General features: G+C 67.9%; 20 protein-coding genes. 13 read left to right on the top strand and 7 right to left on the bottom strand.

Annotated features, from left to right (window positions below):
• Positions 1-58 precede the first annotated feature (58 nt).
• The 4 genes from J2X19_RS08245 (at position 59) to J2X19_RS08230 (ending at position 4,324) form a co-directional block, all read left to right on the top strand.
• Complete coding sequence (locus J2X19_RS08245; RefSeq protein ID WP_310372312.1) at positions 59-1,531, top strand: aldehyde dehydrogenase (NADP(+)); 1,473 nt, start codon at positions 59-61, stop codon at positions 1,529-1,531.
• Between the two features lie 227 nt (positions 1,532-1,758).
• Positions 1,759-2,586: a toll/interleukin-1 receptor domain-containing protein gene (locus tag J2X19_RS08240; protein WP_310372311.1), complete on the top strand. Its 828-nt coding sequence runs from the start codon at positions 1,759-1,761 to the stop codon at positions 2,584-2,586.
• Positions 2,583-3,836: an OmpA family protein gene (locus J2X19_RS08235; protein WP_310372309.1), complete on the top strand. Its 1,254-nt coding sequence runs from the start codon at positions 2,583-2,585 to the stop codon at positions 3,834-3,836. Before J2X19_RS08240 ends, J2X19_RS08235 begins: the two co-directional genes overlap by 4 nt.
• A 2-nt stretch (positions 3,837-3,838) precedes the next feature.
• Positions 3,839-4,324 (top strand): RipA family octameric membrane protein, encoded by a 486-nt coding sequence (locus J2X19_RS08230; RefSeq protein WP_310372307.1) that lies wholly within the window; start codon positions 3,839-3,841, stop codon positions 4,322-4,324.
• A 7-nt stretch (positions 4,325-4,331) separates the two neighbouring features.
• Here J2X19_RS08230 and J2X19_RS08225 read toward each other — a convergent pair whose 3' ends face one another.
• The 6 genes from J2X19_RS08225 to J2X19_RS08200 all read right to left on the bottom strand — a co-directional run bounded on the left by J2X19_RS08225 (position 4,332) and on the right by J2X19_RS08200 (position 8,521).
• Positions 4,332-5,066 (bottom strand): hypothetical protein, encoded by a 735-nt coding sequence (locus J2X19_RS08225; protein WP_310372305.1) that lies wholly within the window; start codon positions 5,064-5,066, stop codon positions 4,332-4,334.
• Positions 5,067-5,353: 287 nt separating this feature from the next.
• Positions 5,354-5,860: a DUF3299 domain-containing protein gene (locus J2X19_RS08220; RefSeq protein WP_310372303.1), complete on the bottom strand. Its 507-nt coding sequence runs from the start codon at positions 5,858-5,860 to the stop codon at positions 5,354-5,356.
• Positions 5,861-5,873: 13 nt separating this feature from the next.
• Complete coding sequence (locus J2X19_RS08215) at positions 5,874-6,116, bottom strand: hypothetical protein (protein ID WP_116607989.1); 243 nt, start codon at positions 6,114-6,116, stop codon at positions 5,874-5,876.
• 19 nt (positions 6,117-6,135) lie between these two features.
• On the bottom strand, positions 6,136-7,338 hold the full coding sequence (locus J2X19_RS08210; protein WP_310372301.1) for an FtsX-like permease family protein: 1,203 nt from the start codon (positions 7,336-7,338) through the stop codon (positions 6,136-6,138).
• Complete coding sequence (locus J2X19_RS08205; protein WP_310372299.1) at positions 7,335-8,003, bottom strand: ABC transporter ATP-binding protein; 669 nt, start codon at positions 8,001-8,003, stop codon at positions 7,335-7,337. The genes J2X19_RS08210 and J2X19_RS08205 overlap by 4 nt, the downstream gene beginning before the upstream one ends.
• Positions 8,000-8,521, bottom strand: coding sequence for a Fur family transcriptional regulator (locus tag J2X19_RS08200; RefSeq protein ID WP_310372297.1), 522 nt, complete (start codon positions 8,519-8,521; stop codon positions 8,000-8,002). Before J2X19_RS08200 ends, J2X19_RS08205 begins: the two co-directional genes overlap by 4 nt.
• Before the next feature lie 130 nt (positions 8,522-8,651).
• Here J2X19_RS08200 and J2X19_RS08195 point away from each other — a divergent pair, with 130 nt between their 5' ends.
• The 9 genes from J2X19_RS08195 (at position 8,652) to J2X19_RS08155 (ending at position 17,222) form a co-directional block, all read left to right on the top strand.
• Positions 8,652-8,795 carry a hypothetical protein gene (locus J2X19_RS08195; protein WP_310372295.1) on the top strand — a complete coding sequence of 48 codons (144 nt, stop codon included), beginning with the start codon at positions 8,652-8,654 and terminating at the stop codon, positions 8,793-8,795.
• Positions 8,789-9,532 carry a zinc ABC transporter ATP-binding protein AztA gene (aztA, locus tag J2X19_RS08190; RefSeq protein WP_310372293.1) on the top strand — a complete coding sequence of 248 codons (744 nt, stop codon included), beginning with the start codon at positions 8,789-8,791 and terminating at the stop codon, positions 9,530-9,532. Before J2X19_RS08195 ends, aztA begins: the two co-directional genes overlap by 7 nt.
• Positions 9,529-10,404 (top strand): metal ABC transporter permease, encoded by an 876-nt coding sequence (locus J2X19_RS08185; RefSeq protein ID WP_310372291.1) that lies wholly within the window; start codon positions 9,529-9,531, stop codon positions 10,402-10,404. The genes aztA and J2X19_RS08185 overlap by 4 nt, the downstream gene beginning before the upstream one ends.
• Positions 10,405-10,432: 28 nt before the next feature.
• Positions 10,433-11,329: a metal ABC transporter substrate-binding protein gene (locus J2X19_RS08180; RefSeq protein ID WP_310372289.1), complete on the top strand. Its 897-nt coding sequence runs from the start codon at positions 10,433-10,435 to the stop codon at positions 11,327-11,329.
• A 78-nt stretch (positions 11,330-11,407) separates the two neighbouring features.
• Positions 11,408-12,640 (top strand): GTP-binding protein, encoded by a 1,233-nt coding sequence (locus J2X19_RS08175; RefSeq protein ID WP_310372288.1) that lies wholly within the window; start codon positions 11,408-11,410, stop codon positions 12,638-12,640.
• Entirely contained in the window at positions 12,637-14,169 is a 1,533-nt protein-coding gene (locus tag J2X19_RS08170) for an ABC transporter substrate-binding protein (RefSeq protein WP_310372287.1), read from the top strand. Before J2X19_RS08175 ends, J2X19_RS08170 begins: the two co-directional genes overlap by 4 nt.
• Entirely contained in the window at positions 14,166-15,086 is a 921-nt protein-coding gene (locus J2X19_RS08165) for an ABC transporter permease (protein WP_310372286.1), read from the top strand. Before J2X19_RS08170 ends, J2X19_RS08165 begins: the two co-directional genes overlap by 4 nt.
• The gene (locus J2X19_RS08160; protein ID WP_310372284.1) at positions 15,083-15,859 is read left to right on the top strand and encodes an ABC transporter permease subunit; all 777 of its coding nucleotides are present in this window, start codon (positions 15,083-15,085) and stop codon (positions 15,857-15,859) included. The genes J2X19_RS08165 and J2X19_RS08160 overlap by 4 nt, the downstream gene beginning before the upstream one ends.
• Positions 15,843-17,222, top strand: coding sequence for an ABC transporter ATP-binding protein (locus tag J2X19_RS08155; protein WP_310372282.1), 1,380 nt, complete (start codon positions 15,843-15,845; stop codon positions 17,220-17,222). Before J2X19_RS08160 ends, J2X19_RS08155 begins: the two co-directional genes overlap by 17 nt.
• On the opposite strand, the gene J2X19_RS08150 is transcribed toward J2X19_RS08155, so the two are convergent.
• Positions 17,219-17,818 (bottom strand): DUF938 domain-containing protein, encoded by a 600-nt coding sequence (locus J2X19_RS08150; RefSeq protein WP_310372281.1) that lies wholly within the window; start codon positions 17,816-17,818, stop codon positions 17,219-17,221. The genes J2X19_RS08155 and J2X19_RS08150 overlap by 4 nt on opposite strands.
• Between the last annotated feature and the right edge of the window lies 1 nt (position 17,819).

Genomic DNA, 17,819 nt, shown 5'->3' with positions numbered 1-17,819 from the left:
GGCCGCCCCCGCTGCGCGCCTTTCTTCGCTTTCTACCGTCTTCACCGAGGTTTCCCCCATGCTGCAATCCACCGAAGCCCGTACCGGCACCGCCATTGGCGCGCCCTGGCCCGAATCCACCCTGGCCGAAATCAACCAGACGGTGGCCGCTGCCGCTGCAGTGGCCGACAGCTTTGGCGCCACCTCGGCCGCCCAGCGCGCCAGCCTGCTGCGCGCCTTGTCCGCCGCACTGGAAGCCGACCGCGCCAACCTGGTGGCCGTGGCCGACCGCGAAACCGGCCTGGGCCTGCCGCGCCTGAACGGCGAACTCGACCGCACCACCTTCCAGCTGCGCGGCTTTGCCGATGTGCTGGAAGCCGGCACCATCCACGCCAGCATCGACGATGCCGCCGTCGCCGGTGCCCCGCCCGTGGGCCGGCCACGCCTGACCCGGGTCCGCGTGCCCGTGGGCCCGGTGGCCATGTTCTCGGCCAGCAACTTCCCGTTTGCGTTCTCGGTGCTGGGCGGCGATACCGCAGCGGCGCTGGCCGCCGGCTGCCCAGTGGTGGTCAAGGGCCATCCCGCGCATCCCGAGCTATCGCGCCATACCGCGGCCATAGGTCAACGCGTGGTGGCCGAGCAAGGTTTGCCGGCCGGCGTGTTCGGCTTTGTGCAAGGCGGCTCGATTGAAGTCGGCGTGCAGCTGGTGCAGGCCCCGGCGATTGCGGCCGTGGCGTTTACCGGATCCTTCAAGGGCGGCACCGCGCTGGCCAAGATCGCCGGCGAACGCCCGCGCCCGATTCCGTTCTACGGCGAACTCGGTTCGGTGAACCCGCTGGTGGTGCTGCCCTCGGCGGCGGCCAACAACGGTGCCGAGCTGGCCGCCACCCTGGCCGGCTCGATCTGCCTGGGCGCAGGCCAGTTCTGCACCAGCCCCGGCATCATCCTGGTGCAGAAGGACGCAGCCTCTGACGCGTTTGTCAGCAGCTTCGCCGCCGCGCTGCAGGGCTTGCAGCCGCACGCCATGCTGTCTGCGCCCATCCGCTCCACCTTCGACAAGGGCGTAGCCCGCTGGCGCGCCGCCGAGGCGCTGACCAAGCTGGTGGCCGATGATTCCACTGGCGCCGCCGCACCGCGCCCCTTCCTGGCCGAAGTGCAGGCCGCCAACTTCATTGCCGACCACGGTTTGCACGAAGAAGTCTTCGGCTCGGCCGCGCTGGTCGTGCGCGTGGGCTCGGTCGATGAAACCATCGCCGTGCTGCGCGCCATCGGCGGCTCGCTGACCGTCACCCTGTGGGGCGCCGAAACCGAAGACGAGGCCACCCGCAGCCTGGTGCGCGCCGCCACCCAGGTGGCTGGCCGCGTGCTGTTTGCCGGCGTGCCGACCGGCGTGGCTGTGACCACAGCCCAGCACCACGGCGGCCCGTACCCCGCGTCGACCCAACCCTTCACCACCTCGGTGGGCTATGCGGCGGTAGACCGCTTCCTGCGCCCCGTGGCCTTGCAGGACGCACCGGCCTGGCTGATTGCGCGCAACGGCATCCCCGGCTGATTTGCTATGTAAAGCATAGCTTCCTGCGCAGGTAGTACCTGCGCCAGGCGGCTAAAAAGCTTGTAATTCTGAGCGCCATACGGCGCCATCGGATGTGTAACCGCAGCCGTTGGCCCCGGATACACATCGTGCTGCACCGGCAACTCTGCGTGTAATATCTTCGGGCTGAGCCGACCCAGCCCTGTGCGCACCGCGCAGCCGGACGGGCCTTGCCGCAGGGGAACGTCATGGCAGACATCTTCCTGAGCTACAACGAGAAAGACCGCGAGCGGGTCCGCAGCCTGGCACACACCCTGGAAACTGCGGGCTGGTCGGTCTGGTGGGACCGCCGTGTGCCGGCCGGCGTCACCTGGCGCAGCCTGCTGGAGCAGGAGCTGCAAGACATGCGCTGCATGCTGGTGCTCTGGTCAAACAACTCCATCCACAGCGAATGGGTCTGCGAAGAGGCCACCGAAGGCCGCCTGCTGGGCCGGCTGATCCCGGTGTTCATTGACCGGGTACGCCCGCCCGCCGGCTTCCGCGAGGTGCAGGCAGCGGATCTGGTGGGCTGGGACGGCAGCCCGGAGTTCCCCGGCCTGCAGCAGCTACTGCAGGACATTGCCCACAAGCTGGGCCCGCCCGCCGTGGTGGCAGCGCCAGCTCCACCACCGGTACACCCGCCGCCGCCCGTGCCGGTGCCCGTCACTCTCCAGGCCTGGCTCTGGGGTGGCGCCGCCTCGCTGTTGATGCTGGCCGTCGTTGGCTATTTCGGTGCGACCGCGCTGGCACGCCGGCAGACGGTGGCCGAACGCCCGGCGGTCACCGCGCCGGTCACGGTCACGGCGGCGCCCACCGCAGCCGTCACACCAGCGCCCAGCGCATCGGCAACGCCCACCCTGCTACCGCCGGCCACCCCGGTGGCCATCGTGACCCCGCCGATCCGCAGCAACCCGCCGGTGGTGAAAAAGCCCAACCCCGCCAACCCACGCTGCACTGCGCTGCTGGAGCGGCAGGCGCTGGGCGAGGCCTTGTCCAGCCAGTCGCAGTTGTTCCTGCAACAGGAGTGCCAGAAATGAAATTCGCATCCCCCACCACCAGCATGCTGCTGGCCGCGCTGCTGCTCAGCGCCTGCCAGGCGGGCCGCATCGCCCTGCCCTCGCTGCCGTCGGCTCCGGCCGCATCCGCGCCGACCGCAGCGGCCCCCGCAGTTCCCGCGCCGGCGGCGCCACCACCGCCCATCCTGCCCTACGACGAAGCCGTACAGACCGCGGCCACCACGCTGCTGAAGAACGCCCAGCTGCCCGCCGCCGGCACGCGCCACCCGGTGGTGATCGACCCGCTGGTGGACGGCCTGACCGGCGCGCAGTCGAACACCACGCGCTCCATGGGGCAAAAGCTGGCGACGCTGATCCGCGAGCAGTATCCGCAGCTGGAGCTGCTGCCGTTTTCCGCCGCCAATGTGGCGCGCAGCCCGCTGGTGCTGATAGGCACCTTCACCGGCGTGAACGCCGCGCGGCAGAGCGCCGGCGTGCGCGAGGCCTACCGCATCTGCTTTGCACTGGCCGACCTGAAGACCGGCAAGCTGGTGAGCAAGGGCCTGGCGTTTTCCAAGCCCGAGGGAGTCGACCCGACGCCGCTGGCCAGCTTCCGCGATGCACCGGCCTGGACCGAAGACCCGGCCACCCTCGGCTATATCCGCACCTGCCAGGGCACGCGCGCTGGCGACCCAATCAACGCCTTGTACACCGAGCGCATCCTGGCCGCCGCCCAGGTCGCCGAGGCCATGGACGCCTACGACGCCGGCCGTTACCAGGAGGCGCTGGACCTGTACAGCAGCGCCCAGCGCAGCCCGGCCGGCGACCAGTTCCGGGTCTACAACGGCATCTACTTGAGCAACTGGAAACTGGGCCGGCGCGACCGGGCCGAGGCCGCGTTCGCCAAGATCGTCGACTTCGGGCTGGAGCAAAAGCGCCTGGCGGTGAAGTTCCTGTTCCGCCCCGGCTCCACCGCCTTTGGCAGCGAAACCCGGCTGACCGAGGCCTACCCGCTGTGGCTCAAATCCATCGCCACCCGCGCCGCCAGCGGCGCGGCTTGCCTGGAGATCACCGGCCACACCAGCGCCACCGGGCCCGAGCCGCTGAACGAAAGGCTGTCGCTGCTGCGCGCCGAATATGTGAAGACCCGGCTCGAAGCCAGCAGCCCGGCGCTGGGCAAACGTAGCATTGCCAACGGCATGGGCTCGCGCCAAACCATGGTCGGCAATGGCCGTGACGATGCGTCGGACGCGCTGGACCGGCGCGTCGAATTCAAGGTCATAGGCTGCTGACCATGGACGAGCTCCCACTGCTGCGGCAAACCAAGGCGGCCTACGGTGCCGAATACGAAAAGCATTTCTTTGAACAGTACAAGCTGTACGTGGAGATGGCCGACAGGGTCAGCGCCCGGCGCATACTGGCAAACTCATTTTTCGTGGGCGTGCACACCGCATTGATCACCGCCTTCACCGTGCTGCTGAAGGAAAAAGTGCTACAGCCCAGCCTGGTCGGGCTGGCGCCGTTTCTGGCGGTGATGCTGCTGTGTTTTATCTGGTGGCGCGTGGTGTATTCCTACCGCCAGCTGAACTCGGCCAAGTTCAAGGTGGTGCATGCGCTGGAGCAGATGCTGCCGGTCGCCCCCTACGACGCCGAATGGACTGCCATGGGCCGCGGCACCAACGCCAGGCTCTACCTGCCGCTGACCCATGTGGAGAACTGGGTGCCGGTGTGCTTTGGCCTGCTGTACCTGCTGCTGGCGATAACGCTGTACAGGGTTTGACCGAGAGTTAGGGGTTCCGATCAACGAAGTGGGCGCTGATCTCGTTGCCAATTGCCTCTGCGAATTTGAACACGAAACTCTCAGGGTTGTACGGCATTTCGGTCGCAGTAGACTGCCCTGTAGCCTCGAGATCAGCCATAACGCTCTTCCGTTCGTCTTCTGGGAGGATGCCGATGTGCGCCATGTCGCCGAGGCCCGACTGAAACTGCATTGCCGTTCTCGCAGCATTGTCCAATTCAACCTGCGAAGGCAAGTCCGTTCCCAACCAGTTCAAAACCGAAAATACAGGATCAACGCTTCTGCTGAGATCGATAAAGCCAACCAAGACAAGCATTGCCTTGTACCCATTCGGTAGCTTCAATAAGAACACCGAACCAACTGGGGCGGTTGTCCGTATCTTCTTCGGTTTTGGTTTCAATACCTTAATTGGTTTCGGTGCTGGCTGGTCAGATAGCAACCTCGTCTCCAGCGAACGGAGCGCTTTTCTTCTTGCTGGGACTTCGCCAGGTGCATCACGTTCCCAAACAAATACATCCCCGCCCTGTCGGGTCAGCTCAAGCGCTCTCGCTTTGACATCTTTGTGAAGGCGACCAAACTTCCAGGCCGTATCAGCCAGTGCAAAGTAGACGAGGCACGCGACCTCACGATCGTCCAGTAGATCGGCGTAGCCGCGCAATATGCGTTCATAGGCCTCAGTGTCAGATAGGCCATGTTTCAGATTTTCGACATAAGCGTCGCGCACTTCGCATGTCGTGTCGTCTGAATACAGAGTTGCGCCCCAAGCCCCCATGAGAACCCCTAATGATTAACGTTATCTGCCGCGCTGCAATGCTCGTAGAAACCCAAACACCTCCCGCGGCCGATAAACCATGTTGCACTGAACTGCCTGCTGAGGCAGTCGCGATAGAGGTTTGAAAGTTCCCCCCATTTATTGGATCGGATTATGAAGTGGCTTGGGTGGTTTTTAAACACCGTGGTGGCCTGTGATGGCCAACCACCGCGTCAGCGGTTTAGTTCAACAAAGACTAATCACTTGACGCTGGTCGCGTCCACCATGCGGTAGTACAGGCCATATGGGTCGTCGTTCAGCACCGCGAACGTACCCTCCACCACCACCGGCTCCATACTGTATTTGACCGGGGTCTTGGTCTTGACCTCGACCATGCTCTCGGGTCCGCCGGGCAGGCAGAACGAGCAGGTCAGCGGCACCGAGCTGATCAGGAAATGCTTTTGCCGCTCGCCTGGCTCCAGCGGCATCATGAAGCCCTGGACCCGCTGGGTCTTCTGGTGCAAGGCCAGCTGGGCCAGGCCGAAGTGCGGCAGGATGCGGTTCTTCTCGGCCCGGGTCTTCACCGCCGTCAGCACCGACCAGGGCACCACGTCGGCGCGCTCGGCCAGTGGCGCAAACGGGCTGTTCGGGCTGTGGTAGCCCGCGCCGGTGCCGGCCGGCAGGTCAATGGAACCCAGCGGCTGCGTCTGCGCCAGCGCCGAGCCCAGGGTCAACGCGCCCAGTAGGGTGATTGCAAAACGGTGCATGCGGCCATCCTCTTCAGTGTTCGTGCTTCATTCCGCAGTATTTTCCAATAGCCAGACCCTTGCAAGCGGCTTGCAGTTCCTTGACGCATAAATCTTCACCTTTACCTGCCTCGCGGCACTTGGCGGCGTTCTCATGGGCGGCGGCGATCGCACGGTGGCGGGCCACGTCTTCCTTGGTGTCCTTGTCGCTTTCGGCGGCAAAGGCGCTGGCGGCCAGCAGGCTGGACAGGATCAGGGTGGCGAGGGTTTTGGTCATGCATAGCTCCAGTAAAAAGTTAACGGTTATTCAATAGCGTGGTCACGTCCAGCCGATACGCGCCCATAGCCGGCAGCGCGGCGGCCAGCGCGGCCACCACGGCGCCCAGCAGCGGTACCCACCATTCGGACGGCAACCAGATCCAGCCGGTCAGCGGCAGCGAGCCCTCGGCCTGCAGCCAGCTGCCGACCAGTTCGGCCAGCCCATGGCCGGCGAGCAGGCCCAGGGCCGTGGCCATGGCGGCCAGCAGCAGGGCTTCGCACAGCACCAGGCCGGCGATCTTGGCCGGTGGCGCGCCCAGCATGCGCAGCATGGCCAGGTCGGCGCGGCGCTCGCGCACAGCGTTCCACAGGGCGATGAAGACGCTCAGGCCGGCGGTCAGCAGCAGCACTGCGCCAAAGCCGCGCAGCACCTCGGTGCCCACGCCCACCATGCGCAGCAAGCGGGTGATTTCCACCGCCGGCGCCGCGGCCTGCATCTCGGTGGTGGTGTTGATGAAGCGCGGAAAGCTCACCGCCGCCAGCGGACTTTTGTAGGTGATCAGCGCCAGGGTGATCTCGCGCTCTTCTTCCATGATCTTCTGGTCTTCGTCGTCCAGGGCCGTGGCCTTTTCGTGCACCTTCCACACCGATTCGGTGGCGGTCAGCACCAGCCGGTCCAGTACGCAGCCGCAGGGGGCCAGCACACCGGTCACGGTATAGGGGAAGTCGCCATGGATATGCCCGCCGCCGCCCAAGCCGTGCGAGCCGTAGAACTTGGCGCCGACGCTGAGGCCGGTGTTCTGCGCCACCTGGGCGCCAACCACGGTTTGCATCGCCTGGGTCCAGAGCGCACCCTGGGCCAGCTTGGCGTCGTAATGCTCGGCGTAGGCGGTGGTGGTGCCGACGATGCGGAAGCCGCGGAAGGTATCGCCAAGGCTGATGGGGATCAGCTTGGCGATGCGCGGGTCTTTTTCCATCTCTTTTACCGCCGCCAGCGGGATGTTGCCGGGCGGCACATCGATGTGGAACACACCGGCCAGTATCAGCTGCATAGGGCTGCCCTTGGCGCCGACCACGGCGTCGATGCCGGCCAGGTCGCGTTCAAACGCCCGGTCCATCTGGGTGCTGACCAGCCAGACGAAGGTGATGCTGGCCAGGCCCAGCGCCAGCAGCAGCAGGTTCAAAGCCGCAGTCAGCGGCCGCGACCACAGGTAGCGGAAGGCGATAGCTACGATATTCATAGCGCCTCCTGCAGATTGAATATGCGCTGGCTGCCGATTTGGCATGTGGTTGCCCTGGGCAAGGCCGCCGCCACCCGGGCGTCATGGGTGGCGATCACCAGGGTGGCCTGGCAGCGTTCGGCGCTGGCTTGCAGCAACTGCAATGCGGCCTGGGCCGCGGCATCGTCCAGGCTGGCCGTGGGCTCGTCGGCCAGGATCACCTTGGGCTGCAGCAGCACGGCGCGGGCCAGGGCCACGCGCTGGGCCTGGCCGCCGGACAGCTGGCGCGGCTTGCGGCCGGCCAGCGCTACCAGGTCCAAAGCCTCCAGCGTGCGCTGCACCGCGTTCGGGTCGTCGGGCACACCGGCCGCCCATTGGGCCATGGCCAGGTTGCCGGCCACGGTCAGCGCTTCGCTCAAATGGAGTTTTTGGGGTAAGAAGCCGATAGCGCCCGCCCGCCATGCGTCGGCAGCTACTTTTTTAAGAGCAGTGAGGTCTTGCCCGGCGACCTCGATCTGGCCGCGGCTGGGCCGCAGCAGGCCGGCAGCCAGCGCCAGCCAGGTGGATTTGCCCGCGCCCGACGGGCCTTTGAGCAGCAGCACGCCGCCCTGGGCCACATCGATGTCGGGGAAGCTGATGGCAGGTGCTTGCGCGTAGCCATAGGCCAGGCCGGTAGTGCGGATCACGCGGGCACACCTTGCGGTGGCGTGGTACCGGTGGCGCAGTCGGCGCAGACGCCGCGCACCGCGAAGTCCATGCTCATGCCCTGGTAGCCCAGGGCCTTCAGCGCCTGCATGGCCGACTCGGCGGCGCGCTCCAGGTCCACGCCGTTGGCCCGCAGCGCGCCGGCCAGCGGGCTATCGCGGTGGCAGCTTTGGCATTCGAAATGCGGGATGGCGTGCACGCTGGTCGGCATGGCCTGGTAGCGGCGCACGCGGCTGGCGTCGACCCGGCACAGCAGCAGGCCCACCTGGGTCAGGCGGTCGATCAGGCGGTACAGGGTGACGCGGTCCAGCGTGACGCCGGGGGCTTCGGCGTCGTCGCCGACCAGGGCCAGTTGCAGCTGGGCGTGGGTGTAGCTGGTGTCCGGGTGGGCCAGTAGCCAGCCCAGAACCAGGCGTGCGGCGGTGGTGCGGCGCAGGCCGTGGGCCGACAGCAGGGCGTCGATCGGGTCGGTCTCGGTGAGGGGCAGGATGGAAGCCATGGCGTGGTGGTTTTGTGTAAATTTCAATGGCGGCACCAATAACGCAACTAAGTTGCATTACATTAACCGCAATCAGGTTGCATTATTACCGCAACCCTGTGGCATTTATTCGTCCATTTTGTAAAGTCCCATGTCCGCGCCCTCCCCCCGAAACCTCTTGCAACGCAGCGTGCTGGCCTGGCCGGCCTGGCTGCGGGTACTGGCCGTTGTGCCGGCCGTCGCCCTGCTCTGGCTGGGCGTGGCCTGGGCCAACCAGGGCATCGCACCATGGTGAGGCTGGACAACCTGACCGTCAGCTACCGTCAGCACCCGGCGCTGCACCATGTCAGCGGGCAGTTCGAGCCGGGCTCGCTGACCGCCGTGGTCGGCCCGAATGGTTCGGGCAAAAGCACGCTGCTGAAAGCCGCCATGGGCTTGCTACCCCCTAGCGGCGGCCAGGTGCGGGTGGCCGTGCCGCGGGATCGCATCGCCTACCTGCCGCAACTGGCCGAGATCGACCGTGGCTTCCCCATCCAGGTGCGCGACTGCGTACTGCTGGGTTGCTGGCCGCGGCGCGGCGCCTGGGGCGGCGTGGACGCAGCCCAACTGGCGCAGGCCGATGCGGCCTTGCTGGCCGTGGGGCTGGACGGCTTTGCCGACCGGCCGTTGGGTTCGCTGTCCAGCGGCCAGCTGCAGCGCGTGCTGTTTGCCCGCATGCTGGTGCAGGACGCGCAGCTGATCCTGCTGGACGAGCCCTTCACCGCCATGGACAGCAAGACCACCGCCGCCCTGCTGGCCCTGGTGCGCCAGTGGCATGCCGAGGGCCGCACCGTGGTCGCCGTGCTGCACGACGACGCCCAGGTGCGCCAGCACTTCCCGCAGACCCTGCTGCTGGCGCGCGAAAAAGTCGCCTGGGGGCCGACGCCGCAGGTGATGGCCGAACCCTTCTTGCGCCAGGCCCGCGCCATGGCCGAGGCCTGGGACGAGACGGCCGAAGTCTGCGCCATTGATAGCTTGAGAGCCGCCGCATGATGCACGCGCTATGGGAGCTGGGCGTGGCCCCGTTCGCCGAATTCGCCTTCATGCGCCGGGCCCTGGTGGCGACCCTGGCCTTGTCGCTCAGCGCCGCGCCGCTGGGTGTGTTTCTGACCTTGCGGCGCATGAGCCTGCTCGGCGACGCGCTGAGCCACGCCATCCTGCCCGGCGTGGCCATAGGCTTCATGCTCTGCGGCCTGTCGCTGACGGCCATGGCCCTGGGCGGCGTGCTGGCCGGCATGCTGGTAGCGGCGCTGGCCGGCTGGGTCAGCCGCACCACGGCCCTGAAAGAAGACGCCAGCCTGGCCGCGATCTACCTGGTGGCGCTGGCCCTGGGCGTCACCCTGGTGTCGGGCCACGGCACCCAGCTGGACCTGCTGCACATCCTGTTCGGCAGCGCGCTGGGCGTGGACAACGCCGGCCTGCAGTTGGTCGCCTGGGTCGCCAGCATCAGCGTGCTGGCGCTGGCCGCCGGCTACCGCGGCCTGGTATTGGAGAGCTTTGACCCGGTGTTTTTGGCCGCCACCGGGCATCGGGGTTGGCTGTGGCAGCAAGGCTTTTTGATGCTGGTGGTCGTCAACCTGGTCGCCGGCTTCCAGACCTTGGGCACGCTGATGGCCGTGGGCCTGATGATGCTGCCCGCCGTGTCCGCCCGGCTCTGGCACGACACCTTGCCGGCCCAACTGCTGAACGCCAGCGCCCAGGCCATGCTGGCCGGCACCGCCGGGCTGCTGCTGTCCTACCACCTGGATACGCCCTCCGGCCCAACCATCATCGGCTGCGCCGGTGCCTTGTACGGCCTGTCTTTGCTGTTCGCCCCCGGCGGCTGGCTGCCCCGCGCGCTGGCGCGCAGCCACCGCATTGCCTGATTTCTTCCACTCTCCAACCGAGCTTCCTATGAAAAACCTGGTCCAAAAACTCCTCGCCCCGCTGGCCGCCGCCGTGCTGTGCACTGCCGGCTTTGCCGCCGACAAGATCCCGGTGACCGCCAGCTTCAGCATCCTGGGCGACCTGGTGCGCGTGGTCGGCGGCGAGCGCGTGGCCGTGACCAGCCTGGTCGGCCCGGACGAAGACGCCCATGTGTTCGAGCCCAAGCCCTCGGACGCCAAGACCATCCTGGCCTCCAAGCTGCTGGTCACCAATGGCCTGGGTTTCGAGCCCTGGGCGCAAAAGCTGGCCAAATCCGCCGGCTACAAGGGCGCGAGCGTGGTCGCCAGCAAGGGCGTCAAGGGCCGTACCCTGACCGATGAAAAAGGCCGGCCCGAAGCCGACCCGCATGCCTGGCAAGACCCGACCAATGTGGTGCTGTATGTGCGCAACATCGCCGCAGCCCTGGGCCAGATCGACCCGGCCGGCGCCAGCGCCTACCAGGCCAACAGCGAAGCCTATGTGCAGGAACTGCAGACCCTGGATACCTGGGCCAAGGAGCAGTTCGCCGCCATCCCCGCGCCCAAGCGCAAGGTGATCACCTCGCACGACGCGTTTGGCTACTTTGCTGCGCACTACCAGCTGCAGTTCCTCGCGCCCCAGGGCGTGTCCACCGAGGCCGAGCCCAGCGCCAAGGAAGTGGCCAAGCTGATCCGCCAGATCCAGCGCGAAAAGATCAAGGCCGTGTTCATGGAAAACATGAGCAACCCCAAGCTGCTGGCCCAGCTGAGCAAGGACGCCGGCGTGACCCTGGGCGCCAGCCTGTATGCCGATGCCCTGTCCGGCCCCGGCCAGCCCGGCAGCAGCTATTTGCTGATGGCGCGGCACAACGTGACCCAGCTGGCGCTGGGCATGCAGAACAACTGACGCTATCCAATCCATAGCTGCTGGCGCAGGTACTACCTGCGCTGGCGGCCTGAAAAGCTTGTAAACCAGAACTCCACCATGCTGCACACCCGCCTTCCCGTCACCGTCTTGTCCGGCTTTCTGGGCGCCGGCAAAACCACCTTGCTCAACCACATCCTGGCAAACCGTGAAGGCCTGCGGGTGGCGGTGATCGTCAACGACATGAGCGAGGTCAACATCGACGCCTCGCTGGTCGACAAGAGCGCGGCCAACGCCGGCGCCGCCCTGTCGCGCACCGATGAAAAAATGGTCGAAATGAGCAATGGCTGCATCTGCTGCACCTTGCGCGAAGACCTGCTGCTGGAAGTCCGCAAGCTGGCCGCCGAGCGCCGCTTCGACTACCTGCTGATCGAGTCCACCGGCATCGGCGAGCCGCTGCCTGTGGCCTCGACCTTTGACTTCGAGGACGAGCACGGCGCCTCGCTGAACCAGGTGGCGCGCATCGACACCATGGTCACCGTGGTGGATGCGCTCAACCTGCTGCAAGACTTTACGAGCCGTGACCTGCTGGCCCAGCGCGGCGCGGTGGCTGGCGACGGAGACGACCGCAGCCTGGCCGCCCTGCTGACCGAGCAGATCGAATTCGCCGACGTGGTGGTGGTCAACAAGATCGACCTGGTGGACCTGAAACGCCGTGCCGAGGTGGCCGCCGTCATCCACGCGCTAAACCCGGGCGCCGAGATCGTCTACGCCGACCACGGCCGCATTCCGCTGGCCACCATCCTGGGCACCGGCAAGTTCAACCTGGAGCGCGCCAGCGCCATGCCCGGCTGGGCCCGCGCGCTCGAAGGCCAGCACACACCGGAAACCGATACCTATGGCATCCACAGCTTTGTGCTGCGCAGCACCGAGCCCTTGCACCCGCAGCGCTTTGCCGACTTCATGCAGCAGCCGCTGCCCGGCCTGCTGCGCGCCAAGGGCTATGTGTGGCTGGCCAGCCGGCCCAGTTGGGCGGTGAGCTACTCGCGCGCCGGCAATGTAGCCACGCACGAGCCGGTAGGCCAGTGGTGGGCGGCCGTGCCACGGGCCCGCTGGCCGGCGCCTGGCACGGCCGAGCGCCAGGCACTCGACAGCCACTGGACCGAACCCTTCGGCGACCGCATCAACGAAGTCGTCTTCATCGGCCAGCACATGGACCGCAGCGCCATCGAAACGGCCTGGAAGCGCGCCCACCTGACCTTCACCGAAAGCCGCAAGGGCCAGGCCGCCTGGGCCCAGCTGGCAGATCCGTTTCCGTCCTGGGAGCGCAGTGCCGAGGAACAGACCGCATGAACAGCCCCATGCTCTCCCGCCGCCAGACACTGGCGCTGGCCCTGTCCACCCCCGCGCTGCCCAGTTGGGCCGCTGCCGAGAAAGACACGCTGAACATCGCCGCCCCCTGGGAGATCAACAGCCTCGAGCCCTCGCGCGCCGGCTATGTGTTCAGCCGCCTGCAGGTCACCGAAACCCTGGTCGAGGTGGATACCGATGGCGCGTTGGCGCCGGGCCTGGCTGCCGCCTGGGAGGTGTCGGCCAACCAGCGGCTGTGGCGCTTCACGCTGCGCACCGGCGCGCGCTTCCACGATGGCAGCCCGGTCAATGCCACCCATGTGGCCCTGGTGCTGCAGCGGGCGCACAAAGCGCCCGGCGTACTGGGCGCCACGCCGCTGCAAAAGATCAGCGCCGACGGCAACGCCGTGCTGCTGGAGCTGGCGCGCCCGTTCACCGCCTTGCCGGCTTTTTTGGCCCATACCAGCACGCAAATCCTGGCCCCTGGAGCCTATGCGGCCGATGGTTCGGTGCAGGCCGTGATCGGCTCGGGCCCGTACAAGATCAGCCGGCTGGAAGCTCCGCAAAAAGTCCAGCTGGAGCGCTTCGACGGCTGGCAGGGCCTGCGGCCCGCGATTGCCCGGGTCAGCTACCTGGCGGTGGGCCGCGGCGAAACCCGCAATCTGCTGGCCACCAGCGGCCAGGCCGACCTGGTATTCACCCACGACCCGGCCAACTTTGTCCGGCTGCAGGCCAACAAGGCGCTGCAGTTCCATACCCTGCCGATCCCGCGCACCCTGTATATCAAGGTGAACGCCGGCCACCCGTTCCTGAAAGACGTGCAGGTACGCCGCGCGCTCAGCCTGGCGATCGACCGGGCCGGCATCGCCAGCGCCGTGCTGCGCGAACCACGCGCCGCCGCGACCCAGCTGTTCCCGCCCGGCCTGGGCGAATGGCATGTGTCCGGACTGCAGCCGCTGGTGCGCGATCTGCCGCAGGCCCGCGCCTTGTTGCAAGCAGCGGGCTGGACGCCCGGGCCGGACGGCATGCTGCAACGCCAGGGCCAAGCCTTCAAACTGACCCTGCGCACCTTTCCCGACCGGCCCGAGCTGCCGGTGGTAGCCACCGCGCTGCAGGCGCAGCTGAAAACCATAGGCATCGACGTGGCGGTGACGGTGGGCAACTCCAGCGAAATCCCGGCCGGCCACCAGGACGGCTCGCTGGAGCTGGCCCTGCTGGCGCGCAACTACGGCCTGGTGCCCGACCCTCTGGGCACGCTGCTGCAGGACTTTGGCCAGAACGGAGGCGATTGGGGCGCCATGGGCTGGAACAGCGCCCTGGTACGCGAGTCGCTGCAGACCCTGAGCAGCACGGCCGATGGCGCCCGCCGCTCCGCCCAGCGCGGCGCCATCGCTACCGTGCTGCAGGCCGAGCTGCCGGTGATCCCCATCGCCTGGTACCAGCACACCGCCACCAGCAGCAAGCGCCTGGGCCGGGTGGTGATCGACCCGCTGGAGCGCTCTTATCGCATTGACCAAATGGTGTGGGCATGAAGGCCCTGCTCCTGCGCATGCTGGGCGTGGCCTTGCTGGTCGGCCTGCTGTCGTTTGCGCTGCTGCAGTCGCTGCCCGGTGACGCGGCCTACCGCATCGCCGCCGGCCGCTATGGCTACGACATGGTGAACAGCGCCGCCGCCGAGGCCGTGCGCCACGAGCTGGGGCTGGACCGCCCCCTGTGGCAGCAGCTGCTGGCCTGGCTGGCCGATGTAGTGCAGGGCAATTTCGGCGTCTCGCTGGTGTCGGGCGAACCGGTGTTGGCCGCGCTGTCGCACCAGTGGGGCCATACCGTGGCGCTGTCGCTGCTGGCCTGGGGCCTGGCACTGCTGCTGGGCGTGGGCCTGGGCGGCGCGGTGGCCTTGCTGCAGCGGCCAGCATTGGACCGGCTGGTCGGCAACCTGGCGCTGGGCCTGCGCGCGGTGCCGGCCTTTGTGCTGGCCCTGCTGCTGGCCACGCTGTTCGCCGTCCAATGGGACTGGCTGCCGGTGGCCGGCCATGGCGACGCCAGCTACTACGTGCTGCCCGCGCTGACCCTGGCCCTGGCGCTGGCCCCCGGCCTGGCCCAGACCACCCGGCACAGCCTGGCCCAGGTGCTGGCCAGCCCCTATGTGCAGTTCGCCCGCACCAAGGGCCTGCCCGCGCGCTGGGTCACGCTGCGCCATGTGCTGCGCAACGCCGCCGTGCCGGTGGCCGCCTATGCAGGCACCCAGCTGGTGCTGCTGGTCGAGGGCATGGTGGTGGTGGAAACCTTTTTTGCCTGGCCCGGCATCGGCCACGCGCTGGTGCACGCCATCGTGGCACGCGACGTGCCCATGGTGCAGGGCACGGCCCTGGCCATGGGCCTGCTGTTCGTCGTGCTGAACACGGCAGTCGACGCGCTTTGCCACTGGCTGGACCCGAGGAGCGCGCGATGAGCCGCAAGCTGTCCTGGCTGCTGCTGGCGCTGGTGGCGGCCCTGGCCTGGATCGCCCCGGCGTTGCTGCCCGACCCGGCCGCGCAAGACCTGTCGGCCAGCCTGCAGGCGCCCAGCGCCAGCTACTGGCTGGGTACCGACGCGCTGGGCCGCAATGTGGCGGCGCGGCTGGCGGCGGCCACGCAGATCTCGCTGTCGCTGGCCCTGCTGTCGGCGCTGCTGGCCGCCAGCCTGGGCGCGGGCCTGGGCCTGCTGGCCGCCTGGCGCCACGGCTGGACCGAGCGCCTGCTGTTGGCTCTGGCCGATGCGGTGCTGGCCCTGCCCGGCCTGCTCTGGGTGCTGCTGCTGTCGGCGCTGGCGCCGGGCCGCACCTGGCCGCTGTACCTGGGCCTGGTGCTGACCGCCTGGGTCGAATTCTTCCGCACCACCCGGGCTTCGGCGGCGACGCTGCTGGGCGGGCCGCAGGTGCAGTCCAGCCAGCTGCTGGGCTTTGGCCGTATCTACATCGTGCAGCAGCATGTGTGGCCGGCACTGCGCGGCACGCTGCTGGCGCTGACCGCGCTGGCCGTGTGCAACGCCGTGCTGGCGGTATCGGCGCTGGGCTTTGTCGGCATCGGCCTGCGCCCGCCGGCGGCCGAGCTGGGCCTGCTGATGACCGAGGCCCTGCCGTATTACGCCGACGCGCCATGGATGCTGGCGCCACCGGTGCTCCTGCTGCTGGCCACCGTGCTGGCGCTGCAAACCCTGGGGAAAAAGCATGGCCTGGGCGCTTGAAATCCACAACCTGGCGGTCAGCGCCGGGGCCGAGCCGGTGGTGCGCGGCGTCAGCCTGCAGCTGCGCGAAGCCGAATGCCTGACGGTGCTGGGCGAGTCCGGCTCGGGCAAATCCATCATGGCGCAGGCGGTGATGGGCACGCTGCCGCCAGGCTTGCGCATGAGCGGCGAGATCGCTGTATGGGGCCGGCGCAGCCCGCAGCCGCGCTGGGGCCACCAGGTCGCCATGCTGCCGCAAGAGCCCTGGCTGGCACTGAGCCCGGCGATGCGGCTGCAGCCCCAGGTGGCCGAGGTGGCGCACTTTGTGCGCGGCCAGGCCTGGCCAGCCGCAGACGCCGAAGCCGGCGAGGCGCTGCAGCAACTGCAGCTGGAGCCGGCGCGGCGCAAATACCCGCACCAGATCTCCGGCGGCATGGCGCAACGGGTAGCGTTTGCCGCCACCCGCGCGGCCGGCGCCCAGCTGCTGATCGCCGACGAGCCGACCAAAGGCCTGGACGCCGCACTGCGCGGGCAGATTGGCCAGCTGCTGCTCAGCCATCTACAACCCGGCCAGGCGCTGCTGACCATCACCCACGACGTGGCCCTGGCCCGCCAGCTAGGCGGCAACGTGGCGGTGATGCTGGACGGCCAGGTGGTCGAGCAAGGCCCGGCCAGCCAGGTGCTGCAGCGGCCGCGCCACGCCTACACCCAGGCCCTGGTGCAGGCCGACGCCGCGCACTGGCCGCGCCTGGCCCGGCCGCTGCGCAGCGGCGCCGCGCCGGTGGTCCAGGCCCAGGGCCTGGCCAAGTCCTTTGGCCGGGAGCCGGTGTTCGCGAATGTCGACCTGGCGCTGGCCGAGGGCGAGATCGTCGCCATCACCGGCCCCAGCGGCTGCGGCAAGACCACGCTCGGCCATATGCTGCTGGGCCTGGTGGCGCCCGACCGGGGAACGGTGCGCCGCACGCGGCAGCGCCCGCATGCGTTCCAGAAGCTCTACCAGGACCCGCCCGCCGCCTTTGCACCCCAGCGCAGCATCGGCGACAGCCTGGACGACCTGATCAAGCTGCACCAACTCAGCAGCGCCGAGTCCCAAAGCCTGATGCAGGAGCTGAAGCTGGACGCCAACCTGCTGGCGCGCCTGCCCAGCGAGGTATCGGGCGGCGAGCTGCAGCGTTTTGCGCTGCTGCGCATCCTGCTGCTGAAACCCGACTTTCTGTTTGCCGACGAACCAACATCCCGGCTCGACCCCATCACCCAGCAGCGCACCATGCAGCTGCTGTGCGCCAGCACCGCCGCCCACCAGTGGGCCATGTTGCTGGTCACGCACGATGCAGCGCTGGCCGACAAGGCCGCGCACCGCCGGGCCGCGGTGGCGTTTGGCTAGCGACCGAACACCAGCAGCAAGTTGTTGGCCGGCATAGGGTTGCGTTCGCGCAACTGCAGCCCGGCCCGCTGCGCCTGCTGTACCACCTCGTCGAGCTGGCGTATGCCCCAGGCCGGGTTCTGCGCGCGCAGGCTGGCGTCGAAGTTCAGGTTGCCCAGGGCCGTGGGCACATCGCGCTCCAGGTAGGGGCCATAGGTAATCAGCAAACCCTGCGGCGCCAGATGCCGGGCCGCGCCGTCCATCAGCGCGGCGCAGGTGGCCCAGGGCGAGATGTGCAGCATATTGGCGCAGAAGATGGCGTCGAATGTGCGAAGCAACGGCCAGGGGCTGGCCAGTACATCCAGGACCAGCGGCGGCAGCACATTCGCCACCCCAGCCTGCGCACACCAGTGGGCGATGGAGGCAAAACCCGCATCCTGCGCATCGCTGGGCTGCCAGGTCCAACCCGGCAGACCCTGGGCGAAACCGGCCGCATGCTGGCCGGTGCCGCTGGCGATCTCCAGCGCCGTGCCCGCGGGCGGCAGCACGCGCTGCAAAACTTCAAGAATGGGCGGTAGATTGCGCTCGGCGGCGGGGCTGTGTTGGGGAGTGAACATG

Source organism: Rhodoferax ferrireducens (genome assembly GCF_031458075.1).
GTDB lineage: Bacteria > Pseudomonadota > Gammaproteobacteria > Burkholderiales > Burkholderiaceae_C > Rhodoferax_B > Rhodoferax_B ferrireducens_A.
This window is presented reverse-complemented; position numbering and strand designations above follow the sequence as displayed.